Annotated in this window: 18 protein-coding genes; 7 read left to right on the top strand and 11 right to left on the bottom strand. The window is 75.6% G+C overall.

What is annotated here, in order from left to right:
• Window positions 1-31: 31 nt before the first annotated feature.
• Window positions 32-1414, bottom strand: a complete 1383-nt coding sequence (locus tag WA616_RS23990) for an 8-oxoguanine deaminase (RefSeq protein WP_336033828.1) — start codon at window positions 1412-1414, stop codon at window positions 32-34.
• 131 nt (window positions 1415-1545) lie between these two features.
• On the opposite strand from WA616_RS23990, the gene WA616_RS23985 reads away from it, so the two are divergent.
• Genes WA616_RS23985 through pucD form a run of 3 tightly spaced genes read left to right on the top strand, consistent with a single transcriptional unit; the run spans window position 1546 to window position 5278 of the window.
• Window positions 1546-2433: an FAD binding domain-containing protein gene (locus tag WA616_RS23985; RefSeq protein WP_336033826.1), complete on the top strand. Its 888-nt coding sequence runs from the start codon at window positions 1546-1548 to the stop codon at window positions 2431-2433.
• A complete protein-coding gene (locus WA616_RS23980; protein ID WP_336033825.1) occupies window positions 2424-2912 on the top strand; it encodes a (2Fe-2S)-binding protein in 489 nt (162 codons plus the stop codon). The genes WA616_RS23985 and WA616_RS23980 overlap by 10 nt, the downstream gene beginning before the upstream one ends.
• Window positions 2909-5278: a xanthine dehydrogenase subunit D gene (gene pucD / locus WA616_RS23975; protein ID WP_336033823.1), complete on the top strand. Its 2370-nt coding sequence runs from the start codon at window positions 2909-2911 to the stop codon at window positions 5276-5278. Before WA616_RS23980 ends, pucD begins: the two co-directional genes overlap by 4 nt.
• A 54-nt stretch (window positions 5279-5332) precedes the next feature.
• Here pucD and WA616_RS23970 read toward each other — a convergent pair whose 3' ends face one another.
• Window positions 5333-6076: an SDR family NAD(P)-dependent oxidoreductase gene (locus WA616_RS23970; RefSeq protein ID WP_336033821.1), complete on the bottom strand. Its 744-nt coding sequence runs from the start codon at window positions 6074-6076 to the stop codon at window positions 5333-5335.
• 127 nt (window positions 6077-6203) lie between these two features.
• Entirely contained in the window at window positions 6204-7199 is a 996-nt protein-coding gene (alc, locus tag WA616_RS23965; RefSeq protein ID WP_336033819.1) for an allantoicase, read from the bottom strand.
• 83 nt (window positions 7200-7282) lie between these two features.
• On the opposite strand from alc, the gene WA616_RS23960 reads away from it, so the two are divergent.
• On the top strand, window positions 7283-7441 hold the full coding sequence (locus tag WA616_RS23960) for a hypothetical protein (protein ID WP_336033817.1): 159 nt from the start codon (window positions 7283-7285) through the stop codon (window positions 7439-7441).
• A 69-nt stretch (window positions 7442-7510) separates the two neighbouring features.
• Here WA616_RS23960 and allB read toward each other — a convergent pair whose 3' ends face one another.
• Genes allB through WA616_RS23920 form a run of 8 tightly spaced genes read right to left on the bottom strand, consistent with a single transcriptional unit; the run spans window position 7511 to window position 14333 of the window.
• Window positions 7511-8824: an allantoinase AllB gene (gene allB, locus WA616_RS23955; RefSeq protein ID WP_336033815.1), complete on the bottom strand. Its 1314-nt coding sequence runs from the start codon at window positions 8822-8824 to the stop codon at window positions 7511-7513.
• On the bottom strand, window positions 8821-9504 hold the full coding sequence (locus WA616_RS23950; protein WP_336033813.1) for an urease accessory protein UreD: 684 nt from the start codon (window positions 9502-9504) through the stop codon (window positions 8821-8823). Before WA616_RS23950 ends, allB begins: the two co-directional genes overlap by 4 nt.
• Window positions 9501-10148, bottom strand: a complete 648-nt coding sequence (gene ureG / locus WA616_RS23945; protein WP_336033811.1) for an urease accessory protein UreG — start codon at window positions 10146-10148, stop codon at window positions 9501-9503. Before ureG ends, WA616_RS23950 begins: the two co-directional genes overlap by 4 nt.
• A gap of 19 nt (window positions 10149-10167) precedes the next feature.
• The gene (locus WA616_RS23940; protein WP_336033809.1) at window positions 10168-10806 is read right to left on the bottom strand and encodes an urease accessory protein UreF; all 639 of its coding nucleotides are present in this window, start codon (window positions 10804-10806) and stop codon (window positions 10168-10170) included.
• Window positions 10806-12527 carry an urease subunit alpha gene (locus tag WA616_RS23935; protein WP_336033808.1) on the bottom strand — a complete coding sequence of 574 codons (1722 nt, stop codon included), beginning with the start codon at window positions 12525-12527 and terminating at the stop codon, window positions 10806-10808. Before WA616_RS23935 ends, WA616_RS23940 begins: the two co-directional genes overlap by 1 nt.
• Entirely contained in the window at window positions 12527-12844 is a 318-nt protein-coding gene (locus tag WA616_RS23930; protein WP_336033806.1) for an urease subunit beta, read from the bottom strand. The genes WA616_RS23935 and WA616_RS23930 overlap by 1 nt, the downstream gene beginning before the upstream one ends.
• Window positions 12841-13143: an urease subunit gamma gene (locus tag WA616_RS23925; RefSeq protein ID WP_073417724.1), complete on the bottom strand. Its 303-nt coding sequence runs from the start codon at window positions 13141-13143 to the stop codon at window positions 12841-12843. Before WA616_RS23925 ends, WA616_RS23930 begins: the two co-directional genes overlap by 4 nt.
• Window positions 13144-13202: 59 nt before the next feature.
• A complete protein-coding gene (locus WA616_RS23920; protein WP_336033804.1) occupies window positions 13203-14333 on the bottom strand; it encodes an epoxide hydrolase family protein in 1131 nt (376 codons plus the stop codon).
• Window positions 14334-14442: 109 nt separating this feature from the next.
• Here WA616_RS23920 and WA616_RS23915 point away from each other — a divergent pair, with 109 nt between their 5' ends.
• The 3 genes from WA616_RS23915 to WA616_RS23905 are packed head-to-tail and all read left to right on the top strand — an operon-like array spanning window position 14443 to window position 16435.
• Window positions 14443-14805 (top strand): GntR family transcriptional regulator, encoded by a 363-nt coding sequence (locus WA616_RS23915; protein WP_073417720.1) that lies wholly within the window; start codon window positions 14443-14445, stop codon window positions 14803-14805.
• Complete coding sequence (locus WA616_RS23910; protein ID WP_336033801.1) at window positions 14802-15740, top strand: ABC transporter ATP-binding protein; 939 nt, start codon at window positions 14802-14804, stop codon at window positions 15738-15740. The genes WA616_RS23915 and WA616_RS23910 overlap by 4 nt, the downstream gene beginning before the upstream one ends.
• Window positions 15737-16435, top strand: coding sequence for a hypothetical protein (locus WA616_RS23905; protein ID WP_336033800.1), 699 nt, complete (start codon window positions 15737-15739; stop codon window positions 16433-16435). The genes WA616_RS23910 and WA616_RS23905 overlap by 4 nt, the downstream gene beginning before the upstream one ends.
• The last annotated feature ends 139 nt before the right edge of the window (window positions 16436-16574 follow it).

Below are 16574 nucleotides of genomic sequence, written 5' to 3'. Positions count from 1 at the left end.
GTATCCGCCGTCGGAACGTGCGGATTGCTTCCTATGCCGCGTCCACCGCCGCCTGCATGCGCTCGCTCACCCGGCGGTGGACGGCGAGCTGCTCGTCGAGGCCGGGGTGCACCGGCGCGCCGTCCTCCACCACGAACCGCCCGCCGACCACGGTGTGCCGCGCGGCCACGGGCCCGCAGCGCAGCCACGCCTCCACCGGGTCCGACAGCGCGCCCGCGAACGCCGGCCCGGTGAGCGGCCAGACGGCGAGGTCGCCGCACGCACCCACCGACAGCTGGCCGATCTCGCCGGTGCGCCCCAGACACGCCGCGCCGCCGCGGGTGGCGATCTCCAGGGCGTCGCGGGCGGAGAAGGCGCCGGCGCCGTGCCGGAGCTTGCCCTGCAGCATGGCGGTGCGGGCCTCCAGCCACAGCGACGCCGCGTCCGCCGACGCCGACCCGTCGACGCCCAGCCCCACCGGCGCCCCGGCCGCCCGCAGCTCCGCCACCGGTGAGAGCCCGCTGCCCAGCACCATGTTCGACGACGGACAGTGCGCCGCCCCGACCCGCGCGGCCCCGAGCCGGGTCACCTCGTCGGCCGAGGGCCACACCACGTGCGCGAGCCAGGTGCGGTCGGTCATCCAGCCGACGTCGGCGAGGTAGTCGACCGGGCGGCGGCCGAAGCGCTCGAGGCAGAAGGCGTCCTCGTCCTGCGTCTCGGCGAGGTGGGTGTGCAGCCGGACGTCGAGCCGCTCGGCCAGCTCCGCCGTCCGGGTCATCAGCTCCGTGGAGACGCTGAACGGCGAGCACGGCGCCAGCGCCAGCCGGGTCAGCGCGTGCGGCGAGCGGTCGTGGTGGGCCTCCACCAGCCGCTGCGACTCCGCGAGGACCTCGTCGTCGTCCTGGACGACGGAGTCCGGCGGCAGCCCGCCGTCCTTCATCGACAGCGACATCGAGCCCCGCGTGAAGTGCGAGCGCATCCCGAGGTCCTGCGCGGCGCGCACCTCGGCGCCGATCAGGTCGCCGGCGCCGCGCGGGTGCACGTAGAGGTGGTCGGTGGAGGTGGTGCACCCGGCCAGCGCGAGCTCGGTCAGCCCGACGTAGGCCGACACGTACGCGGCCTCCTCGTCCAGCCGCGCCCACAGCGGGTACAGGGTGACCAGCCACTCGAAGAGCCCGCCGGTCAGCGCGGGCGCGAACGAGCGGGTGAGGTTCTGGTACAGGTGGTGGTGGGTGTTGACCAGCCCGGGCGTCACCAGGCAGCCGCGCGCGTCCACGGTGCGGGCGGCGTCCGGCCGCGGGTCGCCCGGCCCGCCGACGCCGCTCACCACCCCGCCGGTGACGGCGACCCAGCCGCCGGGGATCTCGCGCCGGCCGTCGTCGAGGGTGGCGAGCAGGTCGGCACCGTGCACCAGCAGGTCGGCGGTCGTCTCCACCCGCCGCATCCTGCCCAGCCCGTGTGAACGCGGCGAGTCGCCACGTGACGGCGTGCAACCCGATCGGAACGCACCGGGGCTACCGTGGCCGTCCCCCGGGAACCCGGGGGCCTGAGCCACCAGGAGCGACGATGGACTTCCTGCAGCCCGCGACGTGGGCGGAGGCGCTGGAGGCGAAGGCCGCCGCCCGCGACGCCGTCCCGATCGCCGGGGGCACCGACGTCATGGTGGCGGTCAACTTCGGCCGCCTGCGCCCGACGACGCTCATCGACCTCACCCGCGTGCCCGAGCTCCAGGAGTGGGGCCTCGACGACGGCGCGGTGCGGCTCGGCGCCGGCGTCCCCTACGCCCGGGTGATCAGCGAGCTCGGCGACCGGCTGCCCGGGCTGGCGATGGCGGCCCGCACGATCGGCTCGCCGCAGATCCGCAACCGCGGCACCGTCGGCGGCAACCTGGCCACCGCCTCCCCGGCCGGCGACGCGCACCCCGCGCTGCTGGCCGCCGGCGCCGAGGTCGAGGTGGCGAGCGTCCGCGGCACCCGCACCATCCCGGTCGCGGACTTCTACCGGGGCGTCAAGCGCTCCGCCCTGGCCGACGACGAGCTGATCGCCGCCGTCCGCATCCGCCCGCCGGCCGGGCCGCAGCAGTACAGCAAGATCGGCACCCGCAACGCGATGGTCATCGCCGTCGCCGCCTTCGGCCTGGCCCTGCACCCCGACCGCCGCGCCGTCGGCACCGGCATCGGGTCGGCCGCCCCCACCCCGCGCCGCGCGCCGGAGGCCGAGGAGTTCCTCGCCGGCGAGCTCGACGGGCTGTGGGAGTCCCGCGGCGAGCTGCCGGCCGCCACCGCCGGGCGCTTCGGCGAGCTGGTCGCCGCGGCCGCCGCCCCCATCGACGACGTCCGGGGCACCGCCGCCTACCGCGTGCACGCCCTGTCCGTGATGGCCCGCCGCACCCTCACCTGGGCCTGGTCCGAGTACAGGGCCGACTACCGCAAGGGAGACCCGACGTGCGCCTGAGCTGCTCGGTCAACGGCACGCCCCGCGAGGTCGACGACGTGTGGGAGGGCGAGAGCCTGCTCTACGTCCTGCGCGAGCGGATGGGGCTGCCCGGGTCGAAGAACGCCTGCGAGCAGGGCGAGTGCGGCTCGTGCACCGTCTACCTCGACGACGTCCCGGTCTGCGCCTGCCTGGTCGCCGCCGGCCAGGCGCAGGGCCGCGAGGTCGGCACCGTCGAGGGCCTCGCGCCCGCCGGCGAGCTGCACCCGGTCCAGGAGGCGTTCCTCGAGGCCGGCGCCGTCCAGTGCGGCTTCTGCACGCCCGGCCTGCTGGTGGCCACCGACGACCTGGTCGCCCGCACCCGCGCCGAGGGCCGCAGGCCCGCCGACGCCGAGATCCGCGAGGCGCTGGCCGGGAACCTCTGCCGCTGCACCGGCTACGAGAAGATCCTCGACGCCGTCCGGCTGGCCGCCGACCGCATGGCAGGTGAGGCGCGATGAGCACCCCCACCCGCGCCCCGAGCGGCGCCCCGGCGCACCTGACCGGCGCCGGGGGCGGCATCGGCGCCGACGCGCAGCGCCCCGACGGCGTCCTCAAGGTCCGCGGCGAGTTCGCCTACGGCAGCGACCTGTGGATGGACGACATGCTGTGGGGCGTCACGCTGCGCAGCCCGCACCCCTACGCCCGCATCCGCTCGATCGACGTCGGCCCCGCGCTCGCCGTCCCGGGCGTGCACGCCGTGCTCACCTCCGACGACGTCCCCGGCGAGAAGGTCTACGGCCTCGAGCTCGCCGACCAGCCGGTGCTCGCGCTCGACGTCGTCCGCTACCAGGGCGAGCCGGTGGCGCTGGTGGCCGCCGACCACCCCGACACCGCCCGGCGGGCCGCCGCGCGCGTCGTCGTCGACTACGAGGTGTGGGAGCCGGTCACCGACGCCCGCACCGCGCTGGGGCACCCGACGTGGAACCAGGTGCACGAGACCCCCGCCGAGGTCACCGAGCTGAGCCGCGAGAGCGCCCACCTGCACCCGCAGGGCAACCTGGTGCGCCACCTGAAGATCCGCAGGGGCGACCCCGATCCCACGGCCGACGTCGTGGTGGTCGGCGAGTACGAGGTCGGCATGCAGGACCAGGCGTTCCTCGGGCCGGAGTCCGGGCTCGCGGTCCCGGCCGAGGACGGCGGCGTCGACCTCTACGTGGCCACCCAGTGGCTGCACGTCGACCAGCGGCAGATCTGCGCGGCGCTGGGCATGCCCGAGGAGAAGGTGCGGCTGACCCTCGCCGGCGTCGGTGGGGCGTTCGGCGGCCGCGAGGACCTCTCCATGCACGTGCACGCCTGCCTGCTGGCGCTGCACACCGGCCGGCCGGTGAAGATGTCCTACAACCGCGAGGAGTCCTTCTTCGGCCACGTGCACCGGCACCCGGCCACCATGCGCTACGAGCACGGCGCCACCCGCGACGGCGACCTCGTCTTCGTCCGGGCCACGATCTACCTCGACGGCGGCGCGTACGCCTCGAGCACGCCCGCGGTCGTCGGCAACGCCGGCACGATGGGCCTGGGCCCCTACGTCGTCCCGAACGTGCACGTCGACTGCTACGGCGCCTACACCAACAACCCGCCGTGCGGCGCCATGCGCGGGTTCGGCTCGGTGCAGACCGCGTTCGCCTACGAGTCGCAGATGGACGCCCTCGCCGCCGAGCTCGGCATGGACCCGGTCGAGCTGCGCTGCCGCAACGCGATGGAGGAGGGGTCGGTCACCCCCAACGGGCAGGTGGTCGACAGCGCGGCGCCGGTCGTCGAGCTGCTGCGCCGGCTGGAGGCCATGCCGATGCCCCCGGCGCCGGCCACCGGCGACGACGTCGACCTGCGCGACATGCCGGGCGGGGTCTCCAACACCACCCACGGCGAGGGCGTGCGGCGCGGCGTCGGGTACGCCGTCGCCTACAAGAACGTCGCCTTCTCCGAGGGCTTCGACGACCACTCCACCGCGCGGGTGCGGCTGGAGGTCCTCGGCGGCGAGGCGGTGGCCACCGTGCACACCGCGGCGGCCGAGGTGGGACAGGGCCTGGTCACCGTCGAGCAGCAGATCGCCCGCACCGAGCTCGGCGTCGAGCGGGTCGTCGTCGCCCCGAAGGACACCGCCGTCGGCTCGGCCGGCTCCACCTCCGCGTCGCGGCAGACCTACGTCACCGGCGGCGCGGTGAAGGCCGCGTGCGAGGCGGTGCGGGAGCGGGTGCTCGCCCGCGCCCGGGACCTGGTGGGCCGGGCGGTGCCCGACCTGCGGCTCGACGGCGGCAAGGTCGTCTCCGACGGCGACGGCGTCGCGCTGACGCTGGCCGAGGTGCTCGGCGACGACGTCGTCGAGGAGACGCTGGAGTGGCGGCACCGGCGCACCGAGCCGATCGACCCGGAGACCGGCCAGGGCTTCGCGCACGTGCAGTACGCGTTCTCCGCGCACCGCGCCGTGGTCGACGTCGACACCGAACTCGGCCTGGTCAAGGTCGTGGAGATGGCCTGCACCCAGGACGTGGGCAAGGCGATCAACCCGCAGGCGGTGATCGGGCAGATCCAGGGCGGCACCGCGCAGGGCCTGGGCCTCGCGGTGATGGAGGAGATCCTGGTGCGCGACGGCCGGGTGCAGAACCCGTCGTTCACCGACTACCTGATCCCCACGGTGCTCGACATGCCGCCGATGCGCATCGAGGTCCTGGAGTACGCCGACCCGCACGCCCCCTACGGGCTGCGCGGCGTCGGCGAGGCGCCCAACATCTCGTCCGGTCCGGCGGTGCTCGCCGCGATCCGCCAGGCCACCGGCCTGCCGCTGACCCGCGTGCCGGTCCGCCCGGAGCACCTCACGGGGACGTGAGCGGATGCGCCGGCGCCGCATCCCGGCACCGGGAGGCGGCGCCGCCGCATCCGCTCAGCTCCCGAGCCCGGCCAGGCGGTCCATCGCGGCCAGCACGCGGTCCTGCAGGGCGGTGTCCTCCAGCGCGCCCGGCGTGCGCGCCGGGCGGCGGCCGGCGGTGTAGCCGCCCGGCCAGTCGCCGGCCGCGGCCAGCGCCACCCGCGCGCCGCCGTCCTCGACGTCGCCCGGCGCCCCCGCGGAGGCGAGCTTCGTGCGCACCCAGCCGGGGTCGACGGCGCCCACCCGCAGGTGCGGCAGGCGGCGGGCCCAGCCGAGGGACAGCACGACGTCGAGGGCCTTGGAGTCGGCGTAGGCCCGGCGGGAGTCCCGCGGGGTGCCGAGGTCGTCGGGGTCGACGCGGCCCGAGCCGACCATGCCGCTGCCGAGGAAGACCAGCCGCTCGCGCACCCGGTCGCGCAGGAGGGCGGTCAGCAGGTGCGGCGCCAGCGCGTTGACGGCGAAGGCGACCTCGTGGCCCTGCGCGCTGGGCGCCGCGCCGTCGGCCGGCCACACGCCGGCGTTGTGCACGAGCGCGTCGACCTGGCCGATCCGGTCGGCCAGCGCGCGCACCTCGCCGAGGTCGGCCAGGTCGCCGGTGACCAGCCGGACGTCGCCGAGCCGCCCCAGCTCCTCGGCCACCGGCTCGCCCCGGGCCTCGCTGCGGGCGTGCAGGACGACGGTGTGCCCGTCGGCCAGCAGCTGCCGTGCGGCCGCCCGGCCGATGCCGTCGGTGGACCCGGTCATCGCGATCGTCGCCACGGGCGCCACCTACCCGCCGCTCCGCGTGCCATCCCGGGACGTTCCCGCGGGAACGCCTCGGAGCGTGTGCCCCGACGCCGCGTTCCGGACCCCCGGATGCCGCGCCGGCGCACACGCTCGGCCCTCCTCAGCGCCCGGCCGTGGCCTCCCACCGCTGCTGCAGGGCGGCGCGGCCGGCACCGCTCGGGCGGCCCCACAGCCGCAGCCGGGCCATGCCGCCGTCGGGGAACACGTCCATCCGGACCGAGGTCACCGCAGCGTCGCCGGGGAGCACGAAGCGGTGCCGGGTGTCGGGCTGCAACGGCGTGCGGGGCAGCAGCTCCACCTCGGCGCCGTCCGCCGTCCGGCCGGTGAGGGCCGCCGCGCCGGGCGCGTTGCCGAGGAACCAGGAGGTGTCGAGCTCGGCGAGGGTCACCGTGCCCTCGCAGGCCAGCGCGACGTCGACCCAGTCGTTGCCCCCGTCGCGGCGCCGCGCGTTCTCCCACCCCTCCCCCATCGAGCGGGCCTCGCCGCGGCCGATGAGCTGGTGCGGGCTGCCGTAGAACGCGTTGCTCACCCCGGTCACCCGGCCGCCGTTCTCCAGCGCCGCGAGGTCGCAGGGGCCGGCGTCGAGCAGTCGCGGGTCGGGCACCACCTCGCCGTGCACCCGCAGGCGGGCCACGCCGCCGTCGGGGTGGATGGACAGCCGCACGTGCGTCACCCGCGGCCCGGGCTCGACGACGAAGCGGTTCGCCGTGCCGCCGGCCAGGTCCGACAGGGGCAGCAGCGGCACCCAGTCGGCGTCGGCCAGCGCGGACGCCGGCGGGTGGCCCTCCACCGCCGCGCCCTCCAGCGACGCCCGCGGCGGGTAGTTGCCGAGGAAGAACGCCGTGTCCACGACGACGGCGCGCACCACCCCCGGCATGCCGAGCCGCACGACCGCCTCGTCGTGCCCGGGCTCGCGGCGGCGGCGGGTCTCCCAGCCGTCGTACTCCTTGCCGCGGGCGCCGAAGTCGTCGCGGGCGCGCGCCGGGCCGGGCAGGACGAGGGCCTCCTTGCCGGCGAAGAACTCGTCGTTGGCCACGACCACGGCACCGCCCTGGGTGCGCACGGCGAGGTCGGGCAGGTCGAACGGGTCGCTCACGGCTCTCCTCCGGGGTCGGCGGGGGTCACTGTGTCACGGGCGGGGTAGGGGTCCGGCGTTCCACCAGACCCCGAGGAGGACCCGTGTCCGAACCGACCGACGACCTGCGCGAGCGCGCCCGCGAGCACGTCCGGCAGATGCCCGCCGAGACCGCGCTGGGCAACGCCGACCCCGCCGGGGGCTCCACCGACGACCCGAAGATCATGGACGACGCCGCCCGCGAGGAGGGCGAGCAGCAGTAGAAGGACCCGCCTGCCCCCCACCACTCGCAGGCTCGCGGCGGGACCCTGCAGGCGAGCCGTTCCAGCCCGTCACCAGCCCCCTCGGCCGAGCAACCGACCGAGGGGGCTGCCGTCGGCCTCCCGCCCGCGCAGCCAGGTCCGCCGGACGACGCCGGTGAGCTCCCGCCCGGCGTACGGCGTCACCGGGTTGCGGTGCTCCAGCCGTCCGACGGTGAACGGCTCGTCGGGCGCGAAGGCCACCAGGTCGGCGTCCCGCCCGACGGCGATCGCGCCCTTGCCCGGGAGCCCGGCCAGCCGCGCCGGCGCCTCCGCCATCCACCCGACCACCTGCGGGAGCGGGATGCCGCGGGCCCGCGCCCCGGTCCACACCGCCGGCAGAGTCACCTGCAGGCCGGCGATGCCGCCCCAGGCCAACCCGAAGTCGCCGACGTCGAGCCGCTTGAGCTCGGGCGTGCACGGCGAGTGGTCACTCACGACCAGGTCGACGTCGCCGGCCCGCAACGCGCCCCACAGCGCCTCCCGGTGCGCCGCCTCGCGGATCGGCGGGCAGCACTTGTAGGCGGTGTCGCCGTCGGGCACGTCCTCGGCGGCGAAGGTCAGGTAGTGCGGGCAGGTCTCCACGGTGACGCGCACGCCGGAGGCCCGGGCGGCGCGCAGCAGCGGCAGCGCGTCGCCGTCGGCCAGGTGGACGACGTGGCTGCGCGCGCCGGTGTCCCGCGTGGCCGCGACCAGCCGGCCGATCGCCGTCTCCTCCGCCGCGGGCGGCCGGGAGGCGAGGAACGCCGCGTAGCTCGCGCCCGCGGGGTCGGGCGCCGCGTCGATGACCGCCTCGTCCTCGGCGTGCGCGATGAGCAGCCCGTCGAACGCCGCCAGCTCGGCCAGCGCGGCGCGCAGGCCGGCGTCGTCCAGCGGCGGGAACTCCGGCACCCCGGAGTCGAGCAGGAAGCACTTGAACCCGACGACGCCGGCCTCGTGCATCGGCCGCAGCTCGGCGAGGTTGCCGGGCACCGCGCCGCCCCAGAACGCCACGTCGACGGCGACCTGCCCCGCCGCGACGTCCCGCTTGACCCGCAGCGCGTCGAGCGTGGTGGTCGCCGGCACGGAGTTCAGCGGCATGTCCACGATCGTGGTGATCCCGCCGGCGGCCGCGGCCCGGGTGGCGCTGGCGAAGCCCTCCCACTCGGTGCGGCCGGGCTCGTTGACGTGCACGTGGCTGTCGACAAGCCCCGGGATCAGCACCTCGTCGTCGGCGAGGGTGACCGCGCCGGGCGGGACGTCGTCGAACGCCGTCACCGCCGTGACGACGCCGTCCCGCGCGTGCACGGCCGCGGCGCGCTCGCCGCCCGGCAGCACCACCCGCCGGGCCCGGACGACGAGCGTCACGCCACCGCCTCCACCGCGCGCACCACGGTGTGCAGCTCGGCGCCCCACGCGGTGGCCACCCACCCGTTCTCCAGCGGCAGGCGGACGGCGTCCCCGGCGGTCAGCACCCCGGCAGCCTGCCCCACGTGCACCGTGGACGCGAAGGCCCGCGGCGCGGCCGGCGGCAGCCAGGCCGGCGCTCCCGGGCCCAGGCCGACGGTCGTGTGCACCAGCGGTCGCCCGTCGGCGACCACCCGCGTGGTGCCGGTCCAGCGGCCGGGCTCCTCGCCGGTGCGGCCGAGCAGCACCTGCTCGGTGGCGGTGAGCACGGCGCCCGCGGTCAGCGTCGCCGTCAGCCCGGCCCGGTGGTGCGCGCCCCGGGCGACGACGGTCGGCTCCATCCGCAGGTCGAGCTCCCCGGCCACCTCCGCGACGACGCGCTGCGCCGAGGGCCGGTCGCCGTCGCGGGCGGGCAGCGCGACGGCGGCGGCCACCGAGCGCACCGCCAGCACGGCGCCCTCCTCGACCACCAACCGGATCTCCGCGTCGTCGCCGCCGAGCGGGCCGAACGCCGTCGCCACCAGGTGCACGGCGGACGGACCGGTCCGGCGCACCGCCAGCTGCCCGCTCCCGCGGACCACCGGCAGCACGGTGCGCCCGCCGGGCCCCCGCCGCGCGACGACCTCGACCCGTGTCCTCACGCCTGCTGCAGCTGCCGCGCCCGCACCTGCGCGCGCACCCACTCGGCCACCTCGGTGGCGGCCGGGTCCTCGCGCAGCGAGATGAGCAGGGTCGGCTTGTCCCCGCGCACCACGGCGGAGTCGCGCCGCATGACGTCGAGGTCGGCGCCCACCAGCGGCGCGAGGTCGGTCTTGTTCACCACGAGCAGGTCGCTCGCGGTGACCCCGGGTCCGCCCTTGCGCGGCACCTTGTCCCCGCCGGCGACGTCGACGACGAACACCTGCACGTCGACCAGCCCGTAGCTGAAGCTCGCCGTCAGGTTGTCCCCGCCGGACTCCACGAGCACGAGCTCGAGGCCGGGGTGGCGCGCCTCGAGCAGCTCGACGGCGTCGAGGTTGGCGGTGATGTCGTCGCGGATGGCGGTGTGCGGGCAGCAGCCGGTCTGCACCGCCTCGATCCGGTCGTCGGGGAGGACGGCATTGCGACGCAGGAAGTCGGCGTCCTCGGTCGTGTAGATGTCGTTGGTGACGACGGCGAGGTCGTACTCGGCGCCGAGCGTGCGGCACAGCGCCGCGGCCAGCGCCGTCTTGCCCGAGCCGACCGGGCCGCCGAGCCCGACGCGCAGCGGCCCGCCGTGCCGGTGCCCGTGCTCGTAGGCGTCCACGTAGTCGTCGAGATTGTGGTCAGGAGGCAAAGAAGCGGTCCCCTCTCGTGGCGTGCACCTCGGCCAGCAGGTCGAGGAGCGGGTCGGTGTCGGCGGGCAGCTCGCCGTCCGCGCGCGAGAGGCAGTCCTCGGCGACGGCGTCGATCTCCGGCGCCAGCCGCGCGGTGACGGCGGCGACGGTGAGCGGGTCCATGGCGAGCAGCCGCTGCGCCGCGGTGGCCGGGCCGCTGACCGACAGGTAGGCGGCGGCCGCGGCGGCGTCGCGGGGCGTCAGCCCCCCGGCGGCCGCGGCGACGCCGAGCGCGACGGGGTGGTGCGGCGCGGCGGGCAGGGCGTCCCACAGCGGCGAGGGCCAGGCGCGGCGGCCCACCCGCACGAGCCCGCGGCCCTGCTGCCGGGAGGCGGCCCGCAGCGCCGGCGACGGCGTCCGCGCGTCGGCCTCCGCATCGAGCGCCGCGAGGTCTCCCCCGCGGCACGTCGCTCCGGCGAGCCCCGCGGCGACCCGACCAGCGGTCTGCAGCCGGCGCAGCAGGAAGGCGGCCAGCGACGTCGGGTCGCGCACCAGCCCGGCCGCGATCGCCTGCTCCACCCCGCCGGAGTGCGTGTGCCCGCCCGCGGGGAGCCGCGAGTCGGCCAGCGTCAGCAGAGCGGCCGTCATCAGAACAGGAAGTACCGCTGCGCCATCGGCAGCTCGCGCACCGGCTCGGGCTCCCACACCTCGCCGTCCACGGTCACCGTGAAGGTGTCCGGGTCGACGCGGATCTCCGGCAGTGCGGTGTTCTCCGGCATGTCGGCCTTGGTGAGCCGGGTGGTGTCGGTGACCGCGGTCAGCCGCCGGTCGATGGCCAGCCGGTCGCCGAGCCCCGCCTCCAGGGCCGCCGGCGCCACGAAGTGCACCGAGGTCAGCGCCGGCACCCTCCCGTACGCGCCGAACATCGGCCGCGGGAGCTGCGGCTGCGGCGTCGGGATGGAGGCGTTGGCGTCGCCCATCTGCGCCCATGCGACCATCCCGCCCTTGAGCACCGCGTGCGGGCGGACGCCGAAGAACCGCGGGTCCCACAGCACGAGGTCGGCGAGCTTGCCGGGCTCCACCGAGCCCACCTCGCCGTCGATGCCGTGCGCCACCGCCGGGCAGATCGTGTACTTCGCGACGTACCGGCGGGCCCGCAGGTTGTCCGCGGCGCCGTCGCCGGCCAGCGACCCGCGCTTGCGCTTCATCACGTGCGCCGTCTGCCAGGTGCGCATCACGACCTCGCCCACCCGGCCCATGGCCTGCGCGTCGGAGCCGATCATCGAGATGGCGCCGATGTCGTGCAGCAGGTCCTCGGCGGCGATCGTCGTCGGCCGGATCCGGCTCTCGGCGAAGGCCAGGTCCTCCGGCACGGAGGAGTCCAGGTGGTGGCAGACCATGAGCATGTCGAGGTGCTCGTCGAGGGTGTTCACCGTGTGCGGCCGGGTCGGGTTGGTCGACGACGGGAGCACGTTCGGGTGCCCGGCGACGGTGATGATGTCCGGCGCGTGCCCGCCCCCGGCACCCTCGGTGTGGTACGCGTGGATCGACCGGCCGGCGATCGCCGCCAGGGTGTCCTCGACGAACCCGGCCTCGTTGAGCGTGTCCGAGTGCAGCGCGACCGGGACGCCGTTGCGCCCGGCCACGGTGAGGCAGGCGTCGATCGCCGCAGGCGTGGAGCCCCAGTCCTCGTGCAGCTTGAACCCGCTGGCACCGGCGCGGAGCTGCTCCTCCATCGACTCGAGCGAGACGGTGTTGCCCTTGCCGAGCAGCGCGACGTTCACCGGCCACGGGTCCATCGCCTCGAGCATCCGGGCCAGGTACCAGGCGCCCGGGGTGATCGTGGTGGCCTTCGACCCCTCGGCCGGGCCGGTGCCGCCGCCGATGAGCGTGGTGACCCCGGAGCCGAGCGCCGTGGGGACGATCTGCGGGCAGATGAAGTGCACGTGGCAGTCGATGCCGCCGGCGGTGAGGATCCGGCCGTTGCCGGCCATCACCTCGGTGCCCGGGCCGATCACCAGGTCGGGGTGGACGCCGTCCATGGTGTCGGGGTTGCCGGCCTTGCCCAGCGCCACGATCCGCCCGTCGCGGATGCCGACGTCGGCCTTGACGATCCCCCAGTGGTCCAGGACGACGGCGCCGGTGATGACCAGGTCGGGTGCGCCCTGCGCGCGCGTGGCGCGGCCCTGGCCCATCGACTCGCGGATCACCTTGCCGCCGCCGAACACCGCCTCCTCGCCGGCGCGGCCGGGGCCGCCGCAGCGGTCCTCCTCGACCTCGATCAGAAGGTCGGTGTCGGCCAGCCGGATGCGGTCGCCCGTCGTGGGGCCGTACAGCTGGGCGTAGCGCTCGCGGGACAGCTGCACCATCAGCCGAGCCCTCCCTCTGCGGTCAGGCCGGGGACCACGCGCGCGCCGGCCAGCGGCACCAGCGTCACCGTGCGGGTGATGCCGGGCTCGAAGCGGACGGCGGTGCCGGCGGCGATGTCGAGCCGGTGGCCGGCCGCCGCGGCCCGGTCGAAGGCCAGGGCGCGGTTGGTCTGCGCGAAGTGGAAGTGCGAGCCCACCTGCACCGGCCGGTCGCCGGTGTTGGTCACCTCGAGCTCGATCCGCGGGACACCGGGGAGCGTCTCGATCGTCCCCTCGGCGGGGATGACCTCGCCCGGGACCACGGGCCCACCGCTCACGGGATCGGGTGGTGGACCGTGACCAGCTTGGTCCCGTCCGGGAAGGTGGCCTCCACCTGCACCTCCTCCAGCAGCTCGGGGACGCCGTCCATCACGTCGTCGCGGGTGAGCACCGTGCGGCCCGACTGCATGAGCTCGGCCACCAGCACGCCGTCGCGGGCGCCCTCGAGCACGTGGTCGGTGACGATCGCCGTCGCCTCGGGCAGGTTGAGCCGCAGGCCCCGCGCGCGCCGTCGTCGTGCCAGCTCGGCGGCGTAGGAGAGCAGCAGGCGCTCCTGCTCGTGCGGGGAGAGGTGCACGCGGGGTCCTCCGGGGGTCGGCGGAGCCCGGACGCTAATCGCCGGATGTGTCGCGGCGGTTACCTGAGCGGGCGGAAGAACTCCCGGACGTCGGCCAGCAGCTCGCCCGGCCGCTCCATCGCCGCGAAGTGCCCGCCGCTGTCGTGCTCGCGCCAGAGCCGCAGGTCGGTCAGCTGCCGCTCCACCCACGCCCGCGGCGGCACGAAGATCTCGTGCGGGAACAGCGAGACGCCGGACGGCACGTCCACCTGCGGTGCCCGCTCCTCCGGCGCCCGGGCCATCTCCCAGTACATCCGCGCCGACGACGTCGCCGTCCGCGTGAACCAGTAGACCGAGACGTCGTCCAGCAGCCGGTCGAGCGCGATCGCGGAGGTCGGGTCGCCGTCGTTGTCGGTCCAGGCGGCGAACTTCTCGAGGATCCACGCGGCCTGCCCGGCCGGGGAGTCGGTGAGGCCGTAGCCGAGGGTCTGCGGCCGGGTGCGGTGCTGGTGGCTGTAGGACGACCCGTCGGTGCGGAAGGTGCGCATCCGGTCCAGGGCGCGCTGCTCGCGCTCGTCGAACTCGGTCCGCCCGGGCGGCGGCTCGGTCACCACCATGTTGAGGTGCACGCCGGCCACCCGGTCGGGGTGGCGCGCGCCCAGGTTGGCCGACACGAACGAGCCGATGTCCCCGCCCTGCGCCCCGAAGCGCTCGTACCCGAGCCGGCGCATCACCTCCGCCCACGCGTCCGCGGTCCGCGCCGGCCCCCAGCCGGGCGCCTCCGGGTGCCCGCTCCACCCGTAGCCGGGCAGCGAGGGGACGACGACGGAGAACGCGTCGCGCGGGTCCTCGGGGTCGGTGAGCGGGCCGATCAGGTCGAGGAACTCGAGCACCGACCCGGGCCAGCCGTGCGTGAGGACCAGCGGCAGCGCGCCGGGGTGTGGCGAGGGGACGTGCAGGAGGTGGACCGCCAGCCCGTCGACGACCGTCGTCAGCTGGGGGACGGCGTCCAGCCGGGCCTGGCAGGCGGACCAGTCGTACTCCTCGGCCCAGTACCTGCAGACCTCGCGCAGCCAGTCCAGCGGCACGCCCTGCGACCAGTCGCCGACCGTCGCGGCGTCGGGCCAGCGGGTGCCGCGCAGCCGGCGGCGGAGGTCGTCCACCTCGTCCGCGGGGACGTCGACGGTGAAGGGCGTCAGGGCGTCGTCCACGGCGCGACCGTAGCCGGTCTTGACGGTCAAACTCCACCGCCCCTACGGTTCACTACATGAGTAATGAACCCCGGCACCAGAGCGAGTCGGCGGGACACCGGGGCGCCGGGTGAACGAGGACGCCGGCCCGATCTTCCGGCAGGTCGCGGCCCAGATCGAGAACGCGATCGTCGACGGCTCCCTCCCCGAGGAGAGCCAGGCGCCCTCGTCGAACGAGCTCAGCGCCTTCCACCGCATCAACCCCGCGACAGCCGCCAAGGGCCTCAACCAGCTCGTCACCGACGGGGTCCTCTACAAGAGACGAGGAGTCGGGATGTTCGTCGCCACGGGCGCCCGGGAGCAGCTGCTCAAGCGCCGCCGCAGCGAGTTCGCCGACCAGTACGTCCGCCCCCTGATGACCGAGGCCTCCAAGCTCGGCATCTCCACCACCGAGCTGGCCCGGATGATCGACCGCTGGGAGGACGAGCGATGACCGCCGCCGCGACCCTGACCGACGTCACCATGCGGTACCGGGAGCACACCGCCCTCGACGCGGTGACCACCTCCTTCGCCACCGACGGCATCACCGGCCTGCTGGGCCGCAACGGCGCCGGCAAGACGACGCTCATGCAGCTGCTCGCCGGGCACCGCGTGCCCACCAGCGGCCAGGTGCGGGTGCTCGGCACCGACCCCTACGAGGACGACGCCGTCCTCCAGCAGATCTGCTTCGTCAAGGAGAGCCAGCGCTACCCCGACCACTTCCGGGTGCGCGACGCCCTCGCGGCGGCGGCCACCCTCTTCCCCACCTGGGACGAGGACCTGGCCCGCTCGCTGGTGGCCGACTTCGACCTCCCGGCCCGCCGGCCGGTGGTCAAGCTGTCCCGCGGGATGGTGTCGGCCGTCGGCATCACCATCGGCCTGGCCTCCCGGGCGCCGGTCACCTTCTTCGACGAGCCCTACCTGGGCCTCGACGCCGTCGCCCGTCAGCTCTTCTACGACCGGCTGATCGCCGACTATGCCGAGGAGCCCCGGACGATCGTCCTGTCCACGCACCTCATCGAGGAGATCAGCGGGCTGCTCGAGCACGTCGTCCTCCTCGACGGCGGCCGGGTCCTCCTCGACGACGACGTCGAGACCCTGCGCGCCTCCGCCCTCACCGTCACCGGCCCGACCGAGCGCGTCGAGGCGCTGGCACGGGAGCACGAGGTGCTCACCCGGGACGCCCTGGGCGGGTCGACGCGCGCCGTCCTGCGCCTCGGCCGGCCGCTCGACCCGGCCGACCCCGCGGCGTCCGGCCTGACGGCGGAGCCAACGCCGCTGCAGCAGCTCGTCGTCGCCCTGAGCACGCGCGCCACGGGGACGCCCTCGGCGGCCGCCGCGGCCCGCACCGCCCGTTCCTCCACGCCCTACGAGGGAGCCACCCGATGAACCGCGTCCTGGCGTCCGCCCGGCTGCACGCGATGAACCCGCTGCTGACCGTCGGCATCCCGTGGGGCGTCGTCTCGCTCAGCTTCGTCATCAACCTGGCGGTGTGGTCCCTGACCGATGCCGGCACGCAGCCGGGCGGCGGGATCACCGGCGGCGTCGCGTCCCTCTACATCACCGTCCTCGTCGTCTTCGTCCAGTCGGTCACCCAGGTGATGCCCTTCGCGATGGGGATGAGCCTGAGCCGGCGCACCTTCTACCTGGGGACGGCACTGGCCGCGCTGGTCGCGGCGCTTGTCTACGGGGTCGCCGTCGCGCTGCTCGTCGCGATCGAGGACGCCACCGGCGGCTGGGGGGTCCGGCTCAACTTCTGGGCCCCGGGCCAGATGGACGTCGACAACATCGCCCTGCAGGTGCTCGTCTCCGGCGCCCCGATGCTCGCCGCGGCCTTCCTCGGTGTGGCGATCGGCGTGGTGATGAAGCGCTGGGGCCAGTACGGCATCTGGGGCCTGGTGATCGGCGCGATGGTCGTCTTCGGTGGCCTGGCCGTCCTGGTCTCCTGGCGCGGCTGGTGGGGCGACGTGGGCACCTGGCTGGTGGACCAGTCGACGCTCACCCTGGCCGTCGCCATCCCGGTGGCCCTGGCGGCCGTGGCAGCGGCACTGTCCTTCGCCGGCCTCCGGCGGGTCGTCCCCTGACGGCCCACGACCGACGACCGCGGCCCCGTGTCCGTCCTGACGGAACCGGGGCCGTCGGCCATTCCACGACCGTTCCGGAGAACGGCACCGGAATGCAGGAAGGGCCCCCACCGGGTGGTGGGGGCCCTTCCTGTGAAGA

The sequence above is a fragment of the Geodermatophilus sp. FMUSA9-8 genome, from assembly GCF_037034165.1.
Taxonomy (GTDB): domain Bacteria; phylum Actinomycetota; class Actinomycetes; order Mycobacteriales; family Geodermatophilaceae; genus Geodermatophilus; species Geodermatophilus nigrescens.
The sequence above is the reverse complement of the archived record's forward strand: the minus strand, read 5'-3'. Positions and strand labels throughout refer to the sequence as shown.